This window comes from Oryzicola mucosus (assembly GCF_014534685.1).
In the GTDB taxonomy this organism is placed as follows: domain Bacteria; phylum Pseudomonadota; class Alphaproteobacteria; order Rhizobiales; family Rhizobiaceae; genus Oryzicola; species Oryzicola mucosus.
Map to the genome: position 1 here is coordinate 216,033 of NZ_JACVVX010000004.1, position 17,963 is coordinate 233,995.

Here is a 17,963-nt window from a genome sequence, read left to right on the forward strand (position 1 = left end):
TGCCCCTTTCATGCATGGATTTATCGGGAAACTGACGGGCTCCATAACCTGAAAGGCCCGCCAAGACAAGTCTTTGGCGCAGCGAGGAACCGCGTCTTGCGTCTTCCTGAGCTTCGAAAAGCAAACTTCGCTGCGGATATCGCTGTTTACAACAGCGATTCGGGCCTGGGAGACCTATTGTCACGCCCGCTTCCAACTATAGATGGTGTCATAAGCGGCTTGCGGCCTATAGTGACGACCATTGCCAGACCATTCATTGCGAGAAGGACCTTTTCGATGTTCGACCAGAGAGAGAAAATCGCGTTGTTCATCGACGGCGCCAATCTCTACGCAACGTCTCGGGCGCTCGGTTTCGACATAGACTATCGCAAATTGCTGTCCAGCTTCCAGAAACGCGGCTATCTGCTGCGCGCTTATTACTACACCGCGCTGGTTGAGGATCAGGAATATTCTTCGATCCGTCCCTTGATCGACTGGCTCGACTATAATGGCTTCCAGGTCGTCACCAAGCCTGCCAAGGAATTTACCGACGCGGCCGGCCGGCGCAAGATCAAGGGCAATATGGATATCGAGCTGGCCGTCGATGCGCTTGAACTGGCCGATGTCGTCGATCACTACGTCATCTTCTCGGGCGACGGCGATTTCCGCACCCTCGTCGAAGCGCTGCAGCGTCGCGGCCGCAAGGTGTCCATCGTCTCGACCATGGCCTCGCAACCGCCGATGATCTCCGACGATTTGCGTCGCCAGGCCGACCATTTCGTCGATCTCATGACCCTGAAAGGCGAAGTCGGGCGCGACCCGTCCGAACGGCCGGCACGTCGCTCCGAACCCGCTGCTCCCAGCGAGGAAGACGACTATTGATGCCTGACGTCCTGCTTGGCAGGCACGTTCCGGAGCCCGACCGCGACTGCCCGCTCTGCCCCCGCCTGCACGAGTTCATCGCAGCCTGGCGCGAACGCGAACCGGAATGGCACAACGCGCCCGTTCCCACCTTCCTGCCGCCCGAAGGTGCCGAGAGCGTGCGCTTTCTCGTCGTCGGGCTTGCGCCTGGGCTGCGCGGCGCCAACCGCACTGGGCGTCCCTTCACCGGCGACTATGCCGGGGATCTGCTCTACGCCACCTTGATCCGTTTTGGTTTCGCGCGCGGCCGCTTCGAGGCACGGCCCGACGACAGCCTGAAACTCGTCGGCACCGCCATCACCAATGCGGTTCGCTGCGTGCCGCCCGAAAACAAGCCGGTCGGCGCCGAAATTGCCACCTGCCGCAATTTTCTGGTTCCCACCATCGCCAGCTTCCCAAATCTCAGGGCCATTCTGGCGCTTGGCTCCATCGGCCATCAGTCGACGGTGCGGGCGCTGGGGCAGCGCGTCGCGGCCATGCCCTTCAAGCACGGCGGACGCTATCAGGCAGGACCGGTCACGCTGTTTTCGAGCTATCACTGCTCGCGCTACAACACCAACACCGGCGTGCTGACCGAAGACATGTTCGTCAAGGTCTTCGCCGATATTGCTGAGTTTCTGGCAGAGTAAGGCTCCGTTTCTCGTTCAGGATGGCAAAGCGCCTCATTCTGCCTGGCCCCGCGCCTTCGTCATTCTCGGGTGCAGCCGAGCGCAGCGAAGGCGATAAGGAACGCCCCCTTCTCCCCTTGCGGGAGTGAAGAGCGGTCGGAGCCCTGGCGGTAGTGCCTCGTCAGCGCCGACGCCCCCTTCTCCCCTTGCGGGAGAAGGAAGAGGCGCGGGTTTCAGCCTCTTTTCTTCTGAAAACGCGGCGGTAAAATCCTGCCATGCCGCATCAGCCTGTTCCGCCCGAAAAGCGCCGGTTCGCCAAAACGCTTCGGCGCGACATGACCGAAGCCGAGGAGCGGCTGTGGCAGGAATTGCGCGGGCGGCGGCTGAACGGCATCAAGGTGCGGCGGCAGGTTCCGGTCGGGCGATACGTCGCCGATTTTCTTTGTGCGGAGGCGATGCTGATCATCGAGATCGACGGCTCCCAGCACGCGATGTCCGATCACGACCGCCGACGTTCCGCCGACCTGCAAGCCCAAGGCTTTCGCGTGTTGCGGTTCTGGAACCACGAGGTGCTGCGGGAGATGAACTCGGTCTGCGATACCATCGTCGCCTTTACACGCGACCGAACTTTGCAGCCCTGGCGGTAGTGCGCCGTCAGCGCCGACGCCTCCTTCTCCCCTTGCAGGGTGAAGAGCGGTCAGCGAAGCTGATCGATCGACGAGATACACCTGCGAAGGCAGAAAGGAGCGCCCCCCTTCTCCCCTTGCGGGAGAAGGTGTCGCCCTTGAGCGAACGCAGAGAGCGAAAGACAGGCGACGGATGAGGGGTGTTGGACGAAGTGAGAGGCTGGAGAGTACGCACGCCGATGCACCGAGCTTCCCCTTCCTGCACCGCCTCGTTTCTTCCAGCACCCCTCATCCGCCCCTTCGGGGCACCTTCTCCCGCAAGGGGAGAAGGGGGCGTCGGCGCTGACGACGCACTACCGCCATGACTTTGAATTCCGGTGGCGAGCATGTAACGCCATCCCTTCTCCCCCTGCGGGGTGAAGAGCGGTCGGCGAAGCCGATCAATCGACAACGATTTGTCGATTGAAGCGATGAACGCCCGGAGCCCAAGCGGAGGGCCGGGGGTGGCCGAGCCGAGCGCAGCGAAAGCGAGGTCGGATGAGGGGTGATGGACGGAGTGAGAGGCTGCGTATTGCGCGCCAATGCACGAGCTTCCCGGTCCTCCATCGCCTCGTTTCTTCCAGCACCCCTCATCCGCCCCTTCGGGGCACCTTCTCCCGCAAGGGGAGAAGGGGGCGTCGATGCCGGCGCTATCTCCCCTTGGTGGGGGAGAGTGAAGAGCGGGCGCTGAAATCGCCCACGGTTTATCCACACTCTCCACCCCCGCCATACACTCCCACCGCCTTGAACGACGAAAGGAGGCGGCGATGGATTGGGCAGGGGCGATCGACAAGCATCAGGCAGCGCTCAAGCGGCTGCTCGCTTTGCTCGTCGCCATGGCCGGCATGACGGTTGCGGCTGGCGAAAGCCACCATACGGCCGGCACGGATGTTGGCCAAAACACTCTGCCGCGCCATCTGCATCGCGCCATTCTCCGGCTGCTGCGTCCCGCCGAGGCGGCGGCACGACGGCTGATCATTCTTGCCGCGCGCGGCATGATTGTGCCACCGCCGCGCCCGCGTCTTGGAACTTCGCAGCAACACTCCGCCTTCCTGCGCGCGCCCGGCGGCACCGGCATCGTGATGCCGAAAGGTGCCATCCCGCTCCGCCCCGCGCCTCAGTCCATGGCCCTTCCGCTGCTCGATCCGCTGCGCCTGCCCCGGCAAAAGCCGTCGCGGTCGGCTATCGTGCCCCGTATTCGCGGCTTCGGCTTCGGCTTCGAGGCGTCCTCGCTTATCCCGGCCCGACCCGCCCCGCTGCCAGACGATCCGCTCGATGCCGACCGCCTGCGGCTCAGGCTGGCAGCGCTTGGCCGCGCGCTCGACGATCTGCCGCGCCAGGCCCGGCGCTTCGTGCGCTGGCGTCAGCGGCCGCGGCGCGGCGCGTTTCATCGCCTGTCGCCGCTGCGCGGCGGGCCGCCGCCGGGCTTGCGGTCGCCCGGCTCGCGCCACGCCCGTGAGGTCGACCGCACTCTGGACGATCTGCACGGGCTGGCGCTGTGGACGCTGGAGCACCCCGACAGCTCATGACCTACAAGTCTTGCGACAGAACAGCTTTGTCCGCTGCCGCGCAGCCACGCCTGCGCGCGCCAAAACCGTTGGCCGATTGCGCGCGGTCCGACTATTTTTTCAGCAGCGTTTTTGGGGCGGTGGACAAAGCCGGCCGGCACCGATCAGTCGGTTCGGGGACGCCACTTGGCTCCCCGCCCCGCGCCGACCGCCCTCATTCCGAGGTGCGAGCCCGCAGGACACCGAAAACCGAAGCCAAATCCTCGAAGGGCGAGCCTCGAAGGACGCACCCAGCCGTTAAAGTTGACAGCTGTCAACTCGTATCATTTACCGCCAATGCTCAGCGACACTTGAAACGAAAGTGGAATGGAAGCCGGAACATTCTTGATTGGATCGAGGCGTTCGAATGCCCTTACGATGTAAACATTCAACTCTCTCGACATGGGGCTCGAAACGATTTTCACCCTCTGGATCTTTCCGTCCGCACCAACAGCGAACGCAACCTTGATCAGCTTTGCGTCCAACCTGCCGGCCGATTGACGCACGATGGGATCGTAGCGAACGGCGTCGACGTGTTTTTGAAGGCGGGCGGCGAACGCCTCGCGGCTTTCCGCAGAATATGCCGATGCAATTGAAGAAAGCAGGCAAAAAAGAAAGATGAACAGACGCATGTTAGCCCCCCGGCAGCGACAGTCACGCTCTTCACATAAGAGCCGCTTTCACGCAAGGGAGTCGCACCGGGAGCAACGTGACGGCCTACCCCCGCTCCTTGAGCAGGCGGCCTTTCTCGCGGTTCCAGTCGCGCTGCTTCTCGGTCTCGCGCTTGTCGTGCAATTTCTTGCCGCGCGCCACGGCGAGCAGGAGTTTCGCCCGGCCCCGATCGTTGAAGTAAATCTTCAGCGGGATGAGCGTCATGCCCTCGCGGTCGACGCTCTGCGACATGCGGGAGAGTTCCCGCTTGCTGACCAGAAGCTTGCGGCGGCGGCGCGGCTCATGATTGAAGCGGTTGGCCTGAAGATATTCCGGCAGATAGGAATTGATCAGCCACAACTCGCCGCCCTCGACCGAGGCGTAGGAATCCTGGATGTTGGCCTGCCCGCCGCGCAGAGATTTCACCTCGGTGCCGGTCAGCATCAAGCCGGTCTCGACGGTGTCGAGGACCTCATAGGAAAACCGCGCCTTGCGATTCTCGGCGACGGTCTTGTTGTTGGGATCGGCTTTTCTGACCTGGTTCATGACGCTGAAGTGGGCTGATCCACCTAATTTATCAAGCCGGCATGCTTCATCGCCGCGTCGATCTTTTCAGCGGTGGCGTCCTCGACCGTCATCAACGGCGAACGCAGCACGTTTTCCAGCTTGCCGAGACGCGACAGTGCATATTTTGCGCCGGACACGCCCGGCTCGATGAACAGCGCCTTGTGCAGCGGCATCAAACGGTCCTGCAACTCGAGCGCCGTCTTGCCGTCGCCGGCGAGCGTCGCCTCCTGGAACTCCGCGCAGAGGCGCGGCGCGACATTCGACGTCACCGAGATGGCGCCGACGCCGCCATGGGCGTTGAAGCCGAGTGCGGAGGCATCCTCGCCGGAAAGCTGGATGAAATCGGTTCCGCAGGTGATGCGCTGTTCGGACACGCGCTCGACCTTGCCGGTCGCGTCCTTGACGCCGGCGATGTTCTTGAAGTCGTTCGCCAGCCGGCCCATCGTCTCCGGCGTCATGTCGATGACCGAACGCGGCGGGATGTTGTAGATGATGATCGGAAGGCGGACCGCCTTGGCGATCGAGGCAAAATGCTCGTAAAGACCGCGCTGCGTCGGCTTGTTGTAATAGGGCGTCACCACCAGGACGGCATCGGCGCCGACCTTTTCGGCATGCTTGGCAAGGCTGATCGCCTCGGCTGTGTTGTTGGAACCGGCGCCTGCGACGACAGGCACGCGGCCGTTGGCGACGTCCACACAGGCTTCGACGACGCGACGGTGCTCCTCATGGCTCAGCGTGGGCGATTCGCCGGTCGTGCCGACAGGAACCAGCCCCCGCGTGCCTTCGGCTATCTGCCATTCGACGAACGCACGAAAGGCTTTCTCGTCCAGTCCGCCATCCTTGTCGAAGGGCGTAACCAGCGCTGTCAATGAGCCTCTCAGCATGTCGTGCGAACTCCCGGAACCTTTTTGGTCAGATTTTGGTTGCGCGCCCGACCCATCGGACCCTGGACACGAAGCGGGCTTTCTATCCGAAAGTGAAGCTGCGCACCATAGTCTCGACATCAATTTGGAGGAAATTGGCTCAATCCCCATATGGGCGGTTCAAATGCCTTTGCCGGAGCTGATAACCTTTTCTTCACCATCCCTTCATGTCCCGACATTACCCTTTTGGACAGAGCTGACCGCCATCTGCGCAGGAACAGACGCATGAAGCATCGTTTCTCAGCCTTGAGGCTCGATCGTGCCGCCCTGGCCGCGGTAACGCTGCTGCTTGCGCCGACGGCGATCGCCGCCGAGCCTCTCGATTCGAAGCTCAACTCCGCTGTGTCCTATGTCCGGCAGATGCTGGGCATGACTGCGCCGGAAACGATCGATACTTTGAAACGCGGCCTCGACGCGCTTGCATCGCGCGACATTGACGGCGCGCGTTCGGTACGCGACAGCCTGCCCAGGGATGCGCTCGACCGGCATATCCTGACCTGGGCGGTGGCCCTTTACGGCGGTAGCCGCGTTCCCAGCGAAGAGATTTCCACCGCTGCCGAAATCCTGCAGGGCTGGCCCGGTCTCGACACACTTGCGCAGAACGCCGAACGCGCGCTTGCGCGGGAAAATGCCGGCCCGCGCGCCGTCATGGCTGCGTTCGACGGCAAGACGCCAAAGACGATGGAGGGCGCGGTGATTCTGGCGCGCGCGCGCGTCCATCTGGGCGACCCGGATGGCGCACGCGCAGCACTTGTACCCTTCTGGCGAACCGAAAAGCTGGAGCCGGAGGAAGAACGAGCGCTGATTGCAGAATTCGGCGCGCTGATTCCCGCGACCGATCATCGCTTCCGCATGGAACGCATGCTCTACGCAGAACGCGCCAATTCCGCCCAACGTCTCGCACCTCTTGCCGGCGCAAAGGCGCTTGCCGACGCCTGGAGTGCCGTGCTGCGCGGCGACAAGACAGCCGGTACGCTGCTTGACGCGGTGCCGGCGGACCAGCGGTCGGGCGGTTATATTTTCGCCAAGGCCAAATATCTGCGCTGGCAGAAGAAGTATCAGGACGCAGCCGCCGTGATGCTATCGGCGCCTGAGGGGCGCGAGGCACTGGTCGACCCCGACGCGTGGTGGATCGAACGCCGGGTCCTGTCGCGCGAACTTTTGGATGCAGGCGATGTGGGAGCGGCTTATCGGATCGCGGCCGGCCACTCGGCGGAGAGCCCTGCCAATGCTGCCGACGCGGAGTTTCATGCCGGCTGGTACGCGCTGCGCGGCATGCGCGACCCGAAAACAGCGGCCGAGCATTTTGCCCGAATCGCCGATGTCTCCGAAGGGGCTATATCGCTGTCCCGCGCCTATTACTGGCTCGGCCGCGCCGCGGAAGACGGCGGCCCCGGCGATGCAATGGCTTATTACCAGCGGGCGGCGAGCTATGGCGCGACATTCTACGGCCAGCTCGCATCGGAAAAAGCCGGCAGCCACACACTGAACATCGCGACGCCGCAGCCATCGCAAGCGGATGTGAAGGCATTCGGCGAGCGCGAGGCGGTCAATGCCATCAAGCGTCTCGAACAAGCAGGCTACCCGCGCTACGCGGACGCGCTTTATCGCGACCTCGCCCGGCAACTCGCTAGCCCCGGCGAGGTGGCGCTTTTAGCTGATATGGCGGAGAAACAAAAGAATCACTATCTCGCGCTGCGAATCGGCAAAGCCGCCGCCGGCAATGGCGTCGATGTCGGTGCTTTGTCGCATCCGGTCGGCGTGATTCCCACCGATACCGATATTTCCGGATCCGGAACGGCGCTTGCCTACGCCATTGCCCGCCAGGAGAGCGAGTTCAATGTCGGCGCGGTTTCGGGCGTCGGCGCGCGCGGTTTGCTGCAACTGATGCCGGGCACGGCCAAGGACATGGCGCGCAAGGCCGGCCTCCCCTACTCACAATCGCGGCTGACCACCGATGCCGGCTATAACGCAGCGCTTGGCGCTGTCTTCCTTGGCGAACAGCTCGGCCGGTTCAACGGCTCCTATGTGCTGACCTTCGCCGGCTACAATGCCGGCCCGACCCGCGCGCGGCAGTGGGTGCAGCGCTATGGCGACCCGCGCGGCAAGCCGATCGAAACCGTCGTCGACTGGATCGAACGTATTCCCTTCGCCGAAACGCGCAGCTACGTTCAGCGCGTGATGGAAAACTATCAGGTCTACAAGATGCGGCTGTCAGGCAGCGTCGATATTGCGGGCGACCTCGTCAACGGGCGGTGACCCGTTCCTCTTAGACGCTGTTGCCGATCGGAGGGACAATGACCGGCGAGCAACAGGATTTCTCGGACTTTTTCTACAAGTCCGACGATGGGTTGAGGCTTCACGCGCGGCTCTATGGCGGCGCGGCCGATGGCAGGCTGCCCGCCATCGTCTGCCTGCCTGGCCTCACTCGCAATGCGCGCGACTTTCATCACCTCGCGCTGCACCTTGCCAATGATCCCACGACCCCTCGTCTGGTCGTTGCCTTCGACTATCGCGGCCGCGGACTGTCCGATTACAGTCCCGATCCCGCCACCTATTCGGTCGCGGTCGAGGCGCGGGATATCGTCACTGGTCTGAATGAACTGGGCGTTGAGCAGGCTCAGTTCATCGGCACATCGCGCGGCGGGCTGATCATGCACATTCTCGCCGCGACGAATCCGGACCTGATGAGTGCTGCCGTGTTCAACGATGTCGGCCCCGCCCTCGAGGTCGAGGGCCTCAGGCAGATTCGGGACTATCTCGACGGCAGCCGGACGCCCAAATCCTTCGGCGAGGCAGTCGACATCCAGCGCGGCATCCATGGGGCGGCGTTTCCGGCGCTGCGATCGGAAGATTGGGAGCGATTCGTCCGCGCCATCTATCGCGACGAATCGGGCGTTCCAGTCCTGGACTACGACCCGAAGCTTGTCGCCCTGTTCAAGGCCATGACATTGGAAGGGCCGCTGCCGACGCTATGGGAGCAGTTCGACCTCATGGCCGGCATTCCTATGATGGTGATTCGCGGAGAAAATTCGCGGCTGTTGTCGGTAGAGACCGTGGCAGAGATGGAAAGAAGGCATCCAGGACTGATCGCGATCACCGCAGCCGGTCAGGGCCATGCGCCGCTGCTGGAAATGGCCAGTCATCCGGAGACTATCGGGCGATTCCTCAGAAACGCTGCGAAACTGTAGCTGTCTGTGAACTACGAATGCACCAACGACGTCGCGACAACTGGCCAAAGAAAAACCCGGCAGTTGCCTGCCGGGTTTCCGTATTCCGATCAGATGAACTGATTAGAACGAAGCGTCAAGACGGAGGAAGCCGCTGAAAACGCCATCACCATCGTTATATTCGTCGTAGGTGTCGCCATCATTGTAGTTGAGAGCGAGCTTAGCGTCGAGGTTCTCGACGATCTTGTAGTCGACGACAGCGCCGACGACCCAGTCATTGTTGCCACCAACGTCTGCGATGCCGTCAAGCAAACCATTGCTATGAGCGTCGGCGAAATACTGACCACCGGCGCCAATAGCAAGCTTTTCGTTGACCTGATACATCAGGTAACCACCAGCCGACCATTCGTAACCATCATACGGGCTGCTGATGCCAACGATTGGGTTACCAAAGCCCCAGTAGGTCGGGCCAGACTCGTAGGCTGCGAGCAGTTCGATCGTAAGAGCTTCTGTCGCCTTGATCTTGGCAATGCCCTTCAGAGCGAACTCTTCATAAGCGTTGTCATAACCAGCGAAGAGGTCAACCGAGCCCCAGCCCTGAGCGATCGAGACTTTACCAACGATGAGCGGAACGTAGTCGTAATCGTTAGACTCTTCTTCCAAGCCGAGCGAAACAGCAATGCCATTGCCGGCATCGAAGGTGTAACGGATCTGGTTGACGCGCTCACCACCGCCGGTATCAAACTCACCCGACAGATCGCCATCGAACAGGGTATCTGTGTGACCGACAAGGAGACCGCCGAGTTCGAAATAAGCATGACGCAGAGCCGTGCCGCTTTCATCGGAAGCGCCGGTCCAGTAGTCGACACCGTCTTCTTCAACCCAGCCACGCGCGTTTGCCGAGGCCTGGAACTCGATGTAACGACGGAACGTGCCGTATTCGGTTTCCGAACGCGCATCGATCTTGAGGCGCATCAGCGCTTCCTTGCGCCAGCCGTCGTCATTGTCAGCCCAGTTGATCTGGTAGCGAACGAGACCGCCGATCTTCAAGCAGGTTTCGGTACCGGGGATGTAGTAGAAGCCGGCGCCGTAGACGTCGCAAATGCGAACGTATTCCATGGGTTCCGGTTCGGCGACGACGATAGCGTCGGCAGCGCGAGCGCCGGATACTGCGAGCAGGGCCGCAGCGGAGCCGAGAAGAAGGCTCTTAATGTTCATTTTCTGACCTCCAGTCAAAAGTTCAAAATAAGGGTCCGGATAGTTCGAAATCTAAAGCCCGTCCCGGCGCCCCAAAGCCCGAGGAAAAGACAGGGAGGTGTCTCTTCCTTGAGTTCAACTTTATCCGCCCCGACCAAACGAACAACCGAAAAGCGTTGGATCGGAACCGTCGAGACCTGCTATGGAAAATCGCTGTTGCGGAAATGACACGTTTTGATGGGCCGGCTTAATCCTCTGTTAACCCTGAAGCTCCAGCGCGGTAATTTCCCGGCAAATTGATGCTCCAAGAGGAAGCTTGGCCAACCGAACGTTGCTCCTTGTTCTATTCGAACAGGAATCAGCACCGTTTTTCAGAAAACGCCGGAAACGATGTTGCTTGTGGCTCAGCTTTTCTTTATCGAGCGGACGCGACGGAGAGGTGGCCGAGTGGTCGAAGGCGCTCCCCTGCTAAGGGAGTAGAGGTCAAAAGCTTCTCGTGGGTTCGAATCCCATCCTCTCCGCCATTATTTCACTCACGTCACTCTCGCGTTGCTCAACGCCCCCACCCCAGGGACTCGGACGTGCAGTCGCGTTCCAGACTTCTCAGCAAATCGCACACCGCAAAAAACATAGCCTCCCGCCGCCGCTCATCGACCTGTTCGTAAACGCCTGGTTAACGCCACATCTCACATCGTGCTTTTTCTGCAACACAGGGCAAATAGATAGGCATCCTATCCGACTTCACGGCCGTGTGAGCATTGCGTGAAAAATGCTGGTCTGTATTCTCATCATAGGAAACGAGGGGACGCCTAGTTTGCTTTTTTCCGGCGGGGGTGTGGGACAACGCTGCCTTCAGCCAAACTGCCCAACCCTGAATTAAACTTTGACTGGAGGTCAGAAAATGAACATTAAGAGCCTGCTTCTCGGCTCCGCTGCGGCCCTGTTCGCAGTATCCGGCGCTCGCGCTGCCGACGCTATCGTCGTCGCCGAACCGGAACCCATGGAATACGTTCGCATTTGCGACGTCTACGGCGCCGGCTTCTACTACATCCCCGGTACCGAAACCTGCTTGAAGATCGGCGGTCTCGTTCGCTACCAGATCAACTGGGACGACAATGACGACGGCTGGCGCAAGGAAGCGCTGATGCGCCTCAAGATCGATGCGCGTTCGGAAACCGAATACGGCACGTTCCGTCGTTACATCGAGTTCCAGGCCTCGGCAAACGCGCGTGGCTGGGTTGAAGAAGACGGTGTCGACTACTGGACCGGCGCTTCCGATGAAAGCGGCACGGCTCTGCGTCATGCTTATTTCGAACTCGGCGGTCTCCTTGTTGGTCACACAGATACCCTGTTCGATGGCGATCTGTCCGGTGAATTCGATGATGGCGGCGGCGAACGCGTCAACCAGATCCGTTACACCTTCGATGCCGGCAATGGCGTGGCGCTTACGGTCGGTTTGGAAGAAGAGTCCAACGACTACGACTATGTTCCGCTGATCACGGGTAAGGTTGCGATCGCCCAGGGTTGGGGTACCGTCAACATCTATGGCGGTTATGACAACGCTTATGAAGAGTTCGCTCTGAAGGCCATCGCCAAGATCAAGGCGACCGATGCCCTGACCGTTGAACTGCTCGGAGCTTACGAGTCCGGCCCGACCTACTGGAGCCTGGGTTCGCCTTACAACGGCTACAAGTGGTCCGCTGGTGGTTACCTGAAGTATCAGGTCAACGAAAAGCTGGCTATTGGTGCTGGTGGTCAGTACTATGGCGACGCTCATGAGAACAATCTCAGCGCAGTCCTTTGGGAAGGCGAGAACAACTGGGCTGTTGGCGCTGTCGTCGATTACAAGATCGTCGAGAACCTCGACGCTAAGCTCGCTCTCAACTACTTCGATGGCGACACCTGGGATCGCGTAAATGATGGTGACGGCTCGTTCGCTGGCTTCCTCCGTCTCGACGCTTCGTTCTAATCAGTTCATCTGATCGGAATACGGAAACCCGGCAGGCAACTGCCGGGTTTTTCGTTTCTGGAGGACATGTTGACAGGTTAGCGTCTGTTGCAAAGATTCTCCTCTTGTAAGAGAGAGAAATCATCGCGTGCACGAGTTCTCCGCTCCAGAGTTGCCTATGATTCTCCGCCCAAAGCTCGCCCCCATCATTGACGCCTTGCCCTCCACCGTTCCGTTCGTCGGCCCCGAAGCGCAGGAGCGAGCGAGAGGCGACGTTTTCCGCGCGCGGATCGGTGCCAATGAGAGCAGTTTTGGACCGGCGCCCAGCGTGATCGCGCGTATGGCGGAAGCCGCGCCCGAGATGTGGAAATACTGCGACCCCGACAATTACGATCTCAAGGCAGCACTTGCCGCGCATCTGGGGATTTCGCTGAGCAATGTGGTCGTCGGCGAAGGCATAGACGGGCTGCTCGGGCTCATCGTCCGAATGTATGCGGGGCCAAATACGCCGGTCGTGACCTCGCGGGGCGCTTATCCTACCTTCAATTTCCATGTTGCGGGTGTCGGCGCACGGCTCGTGCCGGTACCTTTCAGGGATGACCGCGAGGATCGCGAAGGGCTTCTGGAGGCGGTGAAGCGCGAGAACGCGCCGCTGGTCTATCTGTCCAATCCAGACAATCCGATGGGGACCTGGTGGGAAGCGGCCGACATCCAGCGTTTCGCCGACTCGCTGCCGGAAACGACGATGCTGATTCTCGACGAGGCCTATGGCGAGTTGGCGCCCGAATCGGCACGACTTCCGCTCCAGGTTACTCGGCCCAATCTCGTCGTGATGCGGACATTCTCGAAGGCCTACGGGCTTGCCGGCATCCGTTGCGGCTACGCGATCGGCGAGGAAACGGTAATCGCTGCTTTCGAACGGATCCGGAATCACTATGGCGTCAGCAAAATGGCGCAAATCGCTGGCGAGGCCGCACTGGCCGACCAGGACTATCTGCGATCGGTCGTGGATCGGGTCATGGCCGGCAGAGCGCGAATCACCGCCATTGCCGAAGCCAATGGACTGACCGCCCTGCCCTCGGCGACAAATTTCGTCACCATCGACTGCTGCGGCGGGGCGGATTTCGCTGGAGCCGTCATGCAAACCCTGCTGTCTCGCGGTGTTTTCATCCGCAAGCCGATGGTGCCCGTGCTCGACCGCTGCATCCGAATCAGCATCGGTCTCGACCGCGAGCTCGACATCTTCGCGGAAGAACTGCCCGCTGCACTCAAGGCGGCGCGCGGCGGTTGAACGCCGTCAACACGGCTTTTTCTGAGTCGCCATGGCGTCCGAGAAGCGGCTGCCGCTTTGGTGCGGGTTCAAAGCTTGGGTCTTGAATGAATTGAACGTTCGTTTTATTAATGACCCAGGAGGACAAGGATGGCGCGGACGGCGGGTTCCGATGGCAGCCGAACCGAAGCGGCGATTCGCGATGCGGCGGTCGAGTTGATCGCGCGTCATGGCCACGAGGCCGTGACCATGCGGCAGCTCGCGGCACGGGTCGGTGTCCAGCCAGCAGCCCTCTACCGCTATTTCCCCACCAAGGAAGATCTGCTGTTCACGCTGATGCGCGAACATATGCAGGCACTGATCGCTGCATGGCGAAGTGCGCGTCCAAACAACGACGCTGATTCGATTGCCGCGCTTACCGCTTTCATCACGAATCATATCCGCTTTCATCTCGAACGCCGGCATGCGACGCATGTGTCGAACATGGAACTGCGCAGCCTCTCCGCCGACAGGCTCGAGACGATCCTTGCCTTGCGCAATACTTATGAGACCGCTTTGCGGCACATCCTGCGCCAGGGCGCGGATGCGGGGCTGTTCGTAATCGAAGACACCGCACTGACGGCGATGGCGATCATCCAGATGATCACCGGCGTCATCGTCTGGTTCCGTCCCGATGAGCGGCTTTCGGTCGACGAGATCACCCAGAACTATCTTGCAATGACTTTGCGCCTGACGGGAGCGGGCGCACCAGGGAGCAACATCTATGTACGACAGGACGCTGAATTTCGGACTGGGTGAGGATATCGACGGTCTGCGCGAGATGGTGCGCCGGTTCGCCGCCGAGCGCATCGCGCCGCTGGCCGCCGAGATCGACCGCACGAATGACTTCCCTGCCCCTCTGTGGCGCGAACTGGGCGAACTCGGCTTGCTGGGAATCACCGCCGATCCGGATTTCGGCGGCAGCGGCATGGGCTATCTGGCGCATGTGGTGGCGATGGAGGAAATGTCGCGGGCTTCCGCCTCTGTCGGCCTGTCCTTCGGGGCGCATTCCAATCTTTGCGTCAACCAGATCAACCGCTGGGGCACGTCGGCGCAGAAAGAAAAATACTTGCCTGCGCTGTGCTCGGGCGAAACTGTCGGCGCCCTGGCGATGTCGGAGCCGGGCTCCGGCTCAGATGTCGTTTCGATGCGGCTGAAGGCGGAAAAGCGCAACGACCGATTCGTGCTGAACGGCACCAAGATGTGGATCACCAACGGTCCGGAGGCCGGCACGCTGGTGGTCTATGCCAAGACAGATCCGGAGCGGAAGTCGCGCGGCATCACGGCCTTCATCGTCGAAAAGGAGATGCAAGGGTTTTCGGTGGCGCAGAAGCTCGACAAGCTCGGCATGCGCGGCTCCAACACCGGCGAACTGGTGTTCGAAGATGTCGAAGTGCCGTTTGAGAACATTCTGGGTGAAGAGGGCCGCGGCGTCGAGGTGCTGATGTCAGGCCTGGATTATGAGCGCACAGTGCTGGCCGGCGGGCCGCTCGGCATCATGGCGGCATGCCTGGACGCGGCTATGCCTTATGTGCACGAGCGCCAGCAGTTCGGCCAAGCAATTGGCGAGTTCCAGCTCGTGCAGGGCAAACTGGCCGACATGTATACGACGATGAACGCCTGCCGCGCCTATGTCTATGCCGTCGCCGCCTCCTGCGACCGCCAGGAGACGACACGCAAGGACGCGGCCGGCTGCATTCTATACGCTGCGGAAAAGGCAACTCTGATGGCGCTCGACGCCATCCAGCTTCTGGGCGGCAATGGCTACATCAACGATTATCCAACCGGGCGCCTGCTGCGCGACGCCAAGCTCTACGAGATCGGCGCCGGCACCAGCGAAATCCGCCGCTGGCTGATCGGGCGCGAGATGATGAATAAATCATAATGTATTTTACGTTTTACATTTGACTTTATGATTTTCTCATATTACCCATTCCATATCAATTTTGTTATGGAGGCGACAATGAATATGCTTCATAAATCGGTACGCTCAGGGTCGGCAAAAGCCCGCATCTGGCAGATTTGCGATGAGTTGATGTCCAAGAACGGCGTCATGCCTTCGGGACGCGAGGTTGTGGATATTTATATTGCCGAAGGCGGCAACGAAGGCACCGGATTCACACAGTATTCACATTGGAAGAAAGAGATGGTCGTACGGAGCGCCGATGCAGCGTCTTATGAGGACGCGTCGGATGCCGAACCCGGGTCAGCAGCTTTCCGACCCATGACCATTTCCGCAGACGGTCATCTGGTTCTGTCGCCCGAATTGCGGCGTGCGATGCTCCTGGATTCGGATGGGCGCGTCACGGTCAGTGTCGTCGATGGCGAACTCAGGGTGATTTCCCCAATGTCGGCTGTGCGGCAGCTTCAACGCCGTGCGTCCAGTCTGGTGCCGAAAGGTACGCTGGTCTCCGATGAACTGATCGCGGAGCGACATGCGGAAGCCGAACTCAATGGCTGAGGTCGTTTTTGACGCCTCCGCCGTTCTGGCAATCGCATTTCAGGAACCGGGGGCGGAGGTCGCGATAGGCAAGATGTCGGGTGCGGTCATCTCCTCCGTCAACTACTCGGAAGCCGGAGCAAAACTCATCGACAAGGGCTTTGGGGCCGACGAAGCTTTCCGCTGGCTGGCAGCGCTGCGGCTCGACGTCATCACCTTCGACGAAACGCATGCAAGGCAGGCAGCGGTGCTCCGGTCGACGACGAAGGCGCGGCGGCTTTCTTTCGCTGATCGGGCCTGCATCGCGCTGACGATCGAACGCCACGCGACCGTAGTGACTACCGATCGCGCATGGGCTGAACTCGACCTGCCTTGCGCCATAGAACTCATTCGCTAGGAACCGTAATGCCTGTCATCACATCCAGCATCCAGCCCGCCTCCGACGCATTTCGCGCCAATGCCGAGCGCATGAAGGCGCTTGTTGCCGATATCGCAGCCAAGGCGGCGAAGATCGAGCGCGGCGGTTCGGAAGAGGCGCGGGAGCGGCATGTCTCGCGCGGAAAGCTCCTGCCGCGAGAGCGGTTGGCTCAACTGCTGGATACGGGCTCGCCGTTTCTTGAGATCGGCCAGTTCGCGGCCTGGGACATGTATGGCGAGGACATTGCCGCGGCCGGAATGATCGCCGGCATCGGCCGCGTCGAAGGAACCGAGGTGATGGTGGTGGTCAACGACGCCACGGTCAAAGGCGGGACCTATTATCCGCTGACGGTGAAGAAGCATCTGCGCGCGCAAGAGATTGCCGCACAGAACAACCTACCCTGCATCTATCTGGTGGATTCGGGCGGCGCCAACCTGCCCAACCAGGATGAGGTGTTTCCCGACCGCGACCATTTCGGCCGCATCTTCTTCAACCAGGCCAACATGTCTGCGGCCGGCATTCCGCAGATTGCCTGCGTGATGGGCTCATGCACAGCGGGCGGCGCCTATGTGCCGGCGATGGCTGACGAGTCGATCATGGTACGCAACCAGGCGACCATCTTCCTCGGCGGCCCGCCCTTGGTGAAGGCGGCGACCGGCGAAGAGGTGTCGGCGGAGGATTTGGGCGGCGCGGAAGTGCACACGCGACAGTCCGGCGTAGCCGATCACTATGCGATGGACGACGAGCACGCCCTCGCCATCGTGCGCAGGATCGTCAAGAATCTGAATCGAAAGAAGGAGATAGGGCTAGCTTTGAACGATCCGATTCCGCCGCTTTATGCAGCGGATGAGATTTACGGCGTGGTCCCGCAGGACACACGGCAGCCATACGACGTGCGAGAGATCATTGCGCGCGTGGTCGATGGCTCCGAGTTCGACGAGTTCAAGCAGAACTACGGCACCACTTTGGTGACAGGCTTTGCGCGCCTTCATGGCATGCCAGTGGGCATCATCGCCAACAATGGTGTGCTGTTTTCCGAAAGCGCGCTGAAGGGCGCGCATTTCATCGAGCTGTGCTGCCAGCGCAAAATCCCGCTGATCTTCCTGCAGAACATCACCGGCTTCATGGTCGGCCGCAAATACGAGGCCGGCGGCATTGCCAAGGACGGCGCCAAGCTGGTGACAGCGGTGGCAACCGCACAGGTGCCGAAGGTGACGATGATCATCGGCGGCTCGTTCGGTGCCGGCAATTACGGCATGTGCGGCCGCGCCTACTCGCCGCGCTTTTTATGGATGTGGCCGAATGCGCGCATCTCGGTGATGGGCGGCGACCAGGCGGCAACGGTGCTGGCGATGGTCAAGCGCGACGGCATCGAACGCAAGGGCGGCACATGGAGCGCGTCCGACGAAGCTGAGTTCCGCGCGCCGATCCTGGAGAAATATGAGCGCGAGGGCCACCCGCTCTATTCTTCGGCGCGGCTCTGGGACGACGGCATCATAGACCCGGCGCGCACCCGCGAGGTGCTTGCTCTAAGCCTCTCAGCCGCCCTAAACGCACCGGTTGCGGAGACGAAATTCGGTGTTTTCAGGATGTAGCACTCGTCACAACCGAAGCGTACCA

17 protein-coding genes and 1 tRNA gene are annotated in these 17,963 nt (G+C 61.0%); 14 read left to right on the plus strand and 4 right to left on the minus strand.

Features of this window, described 5'->3' with window-relative positions; translation table 11 throughout:
* Positions 1 to 276: 276 nt before the first annotated feature.
* The 4 genes from ICI42_RS14380 (at position 277) to ICI42_RS14395 (ending at position 3,702) form a co-directional block, all read left to right on the plus strand.
* On the plus strand, positions 277 to 861 hold the full coding sequence (locus tag ICI42_RS14380; protein WP_188165274.1) for a LabA-like NYN domain-containing protein: 585 nt from the start codon (positions 277 to 279) through the stop codon (positions 859 to 861).
* Entirely contained in the window at positions 861 to 1,529 is a 669-nt protein-coding gene (locus tag ICI42_RS14385; RefSeq protein WP_188165275.1) for a uracil-DNA glycosylase, read from the plus strand. Before ICI42_RS14380 ends, ICI42_RS14385 begins: the two co-directional genes overlap by 1 nt.
* 254 nt (positions 1,530 to 1,783) lie before the next feature.
* Complete coding sequence (locus tag ICI42_RS14390; RefSeq protein WP_188165276.1) at positions 1,784 to 2,155, plus strand: endonuclease domain-containing protein; 372 nt, start codon at positions 1,784 to 1,786, stop codon at positions 2,153 to 2,155.
* Between the two features lie 785 nt (positions 2,156 to 2,940).
* Positions 2,941 to 3,702, plus strand: a complete 762-nt coding sequence (locus ICI42_RS14395; protein ID WP_188165277.1) for a hypothetical protein — start codon at positions 2,941 to 2,943, stop codon at positions 3,700 to 3,702.
* A gap of 302 nt (positions 3,703 to 4,004) precedes the next feature.
* On the opposite strand, the gene ICI42_RS14400 is transcribed toward ICI42_RS14395, so the two are convergent.
* The 3 genes from ICI42_RS14400 to dapA all read right to left on the minus strand — a co-directional run bounded on the left by ICI42_RS14400 (position 4,005) and on the right by dapA (position 5,822).
* Entirely contained in the window at positions 4,005 to 4,352 is a 348-nt protein-coding gene (locus tag ICI42_RS14400) for a hypothetical protein (RefSeq protein ID WP_188165278.1), read from the minus strand.
* An 85-nt stretch (positions 4,353 to 4,437) separates the two neighbouring features.
* Positions 4,438 to 4,917, minus strand: coding sequence for an SsrA-binding protein SmpB (gene smpB, locus ICI42_RS14405; protein WP_188165279.1), 480 nt, complete (start codon positions 4,915 to 4,917; stop codon positions 4,438 to 4,440).
* A gap of 23 nt (positions 4,918 to 4,940) precedes the next feature.
* Complete coding sequence (gene dapA / locus ICI42_RS14410) at positions 4,941 to 5,822, minus strand: 4-hydroxy-tetrahydrodipicolinate synthase (RefSeq protein WP_188165280.1); 882 nt, start codon at positions 5,820 to 5,822, stop codon at positions 4,941 to 4,943.
* A 264-nt stretch (positions 5,823 to 6,086) separates the two neighbouring features.
* Here dapA and ICI42_RS14415 point away from each other — a divergent pair, with 264 nt between their 5' ends.
* Positions 6,087 to 8,120 carry a lytic transglycosylase domain-containing protein gene (locus ICI42_RS14415; protein WP_188165281.1) on the plus strand — a complete coding sequence of 678 codons (2,034 nt, stop codon included), beginning with the start codon at positions 6,087 to 6,089 and terminating at the stop codon, positions 8,118 to 8,120.
* A 38-nt stretch (positions 8,121 to 8,158) separates the two neighbouring features.
* A complete protein-coding gene (locus ICI42_RS14420; protein ID WP_188165282.1) occupies positions 8,159 to 9,052 on the plus strand; it encodes an alpha/beta fold hydrolase in 894 nt (297 codons plus the stop codon).
* A 102-nt stretch (positions 9,053 to 9,154) separates the two neighbouring features.
* Here the strand turns inward: ICI42_RS14420 and ICI42_RS14425 are convergent, their stop codons facing one another.
* A complete protein-coding gene (locus ICI42_RS14425) occupies positions 9,155 to 10,249 on the minus strand; it encodes a porin (RefSeq protein ID WP_188165283.1) in 1,095 nt (364 codons plus the stop codon).
* A 412-nt stretch (positions 10,250 to 10,661) separates the two neighbouring features.
* Between ICI42_RS14425 and ICI42_RS14430 the strand changes: the two genes are divergently transcribed.
* From ICI42_RS14430 to ICI42_RS14465, 8 genes are all read left to right on the plus strand, one after another.
* Positions 10,662 to 10,752 (plus strand) — tRNA-Ser (locus ICI42_RS14430).
* Positions 10,753 to 11,129: 377 nt separating this feature from the next.
* Complete coding sequence (locus ICI42_RS14435) at positions 11,130 to 12,197, plus strand: porin (protein WP_188165284.1); 1,068 nt, start codon at positions 11,130 to 11,132, stop codon at positions 12,195 to 12,197.
* Positions 12,198 to 12,357: 160 nt separating this feature from the next.
* The gene (locus ICI42_RS14440; RefSeq protein WP_407945170.1) at positions 12,358 to 13,467 is read left to right on the plus strand and encodes a pyridoxal phosphate-dependent aminotransferase; all 1,110 of its coding nucleotides are present in this window, start codon (positions 12,358 to 12,360) and stop codon (positions 13,465 to 13,467) included.
* A gap of 129 nt (positions 13,468 to 13,596) precedes the next feature.
* Complete coding sequence (locus ICI42_RS14445; RefSeq protein ID WP_188165286.1) at positions 13,597 to 14,244, plus strand: TetR/AcrR family transcriptional regulator; 648 nt, start codon at positions 13,597 to 13,599, stop codon at positions 14,242 to 14,244.
* Positions 14,210 to 15,370: an isovaleryl-CoA dehydrogenase gene (locus ICI42_RS14450; protein WP_188165287.1), complete on the plus strand. Its 1,161-nt coding sequence runs from the start codon at positions 14,210 to 14,212 to the stop codon at positions 15,368 to 15,370. The genes ICI42_RS14445 and ICI42_RS14450 overlap by 35 nt, the downstream gene beginning before the upstream one ends.
* A 78-nt stretch (positions 15,371 to 15,448) precedes the next feature.
* Complete coding sequence (locus ICI42_RS14455) at positions 15,449 to 15,946, plus strand: hypothetical protein (RefSeq protein WP_188165288.1); 498 nt, start codon at positions 15,449 to 15,451, stop codon at positions 15,944 to 15,946.
* Positions 15,939 to 16,322, plus strand: coding sequence for a type II toxin-antitoxin system VapC family toxin (locus ICI42_RS14460; RefSeq protein WP_188165289.1), 384 nt, complete (start codon positions 15,939 to 15,941; stop codon positions 16,320 to 16,322). Before ICI42_RS14455 ends, ICI42_RS14460 begins: the two co-directional genes overlap by 8 nt.
* An 8-nt stretch (positions 16,323 to 16,330) precedes the next feature.
* Positions 16,331 to 17,938: a carboxyl transferase domain-containing protein gene (locus tag ICI42_RS14465; protein WP_188165290.1), complete on the plus strand. Its 1,608-nt coding sequence runs from the start codon at positions 16,331 to 16,333 to the stop codon at positions 17,936 to 17,938.
* The last annotated feature ends 25 nt before the right edge of the window (positions 17,939 to 17,963 follow it).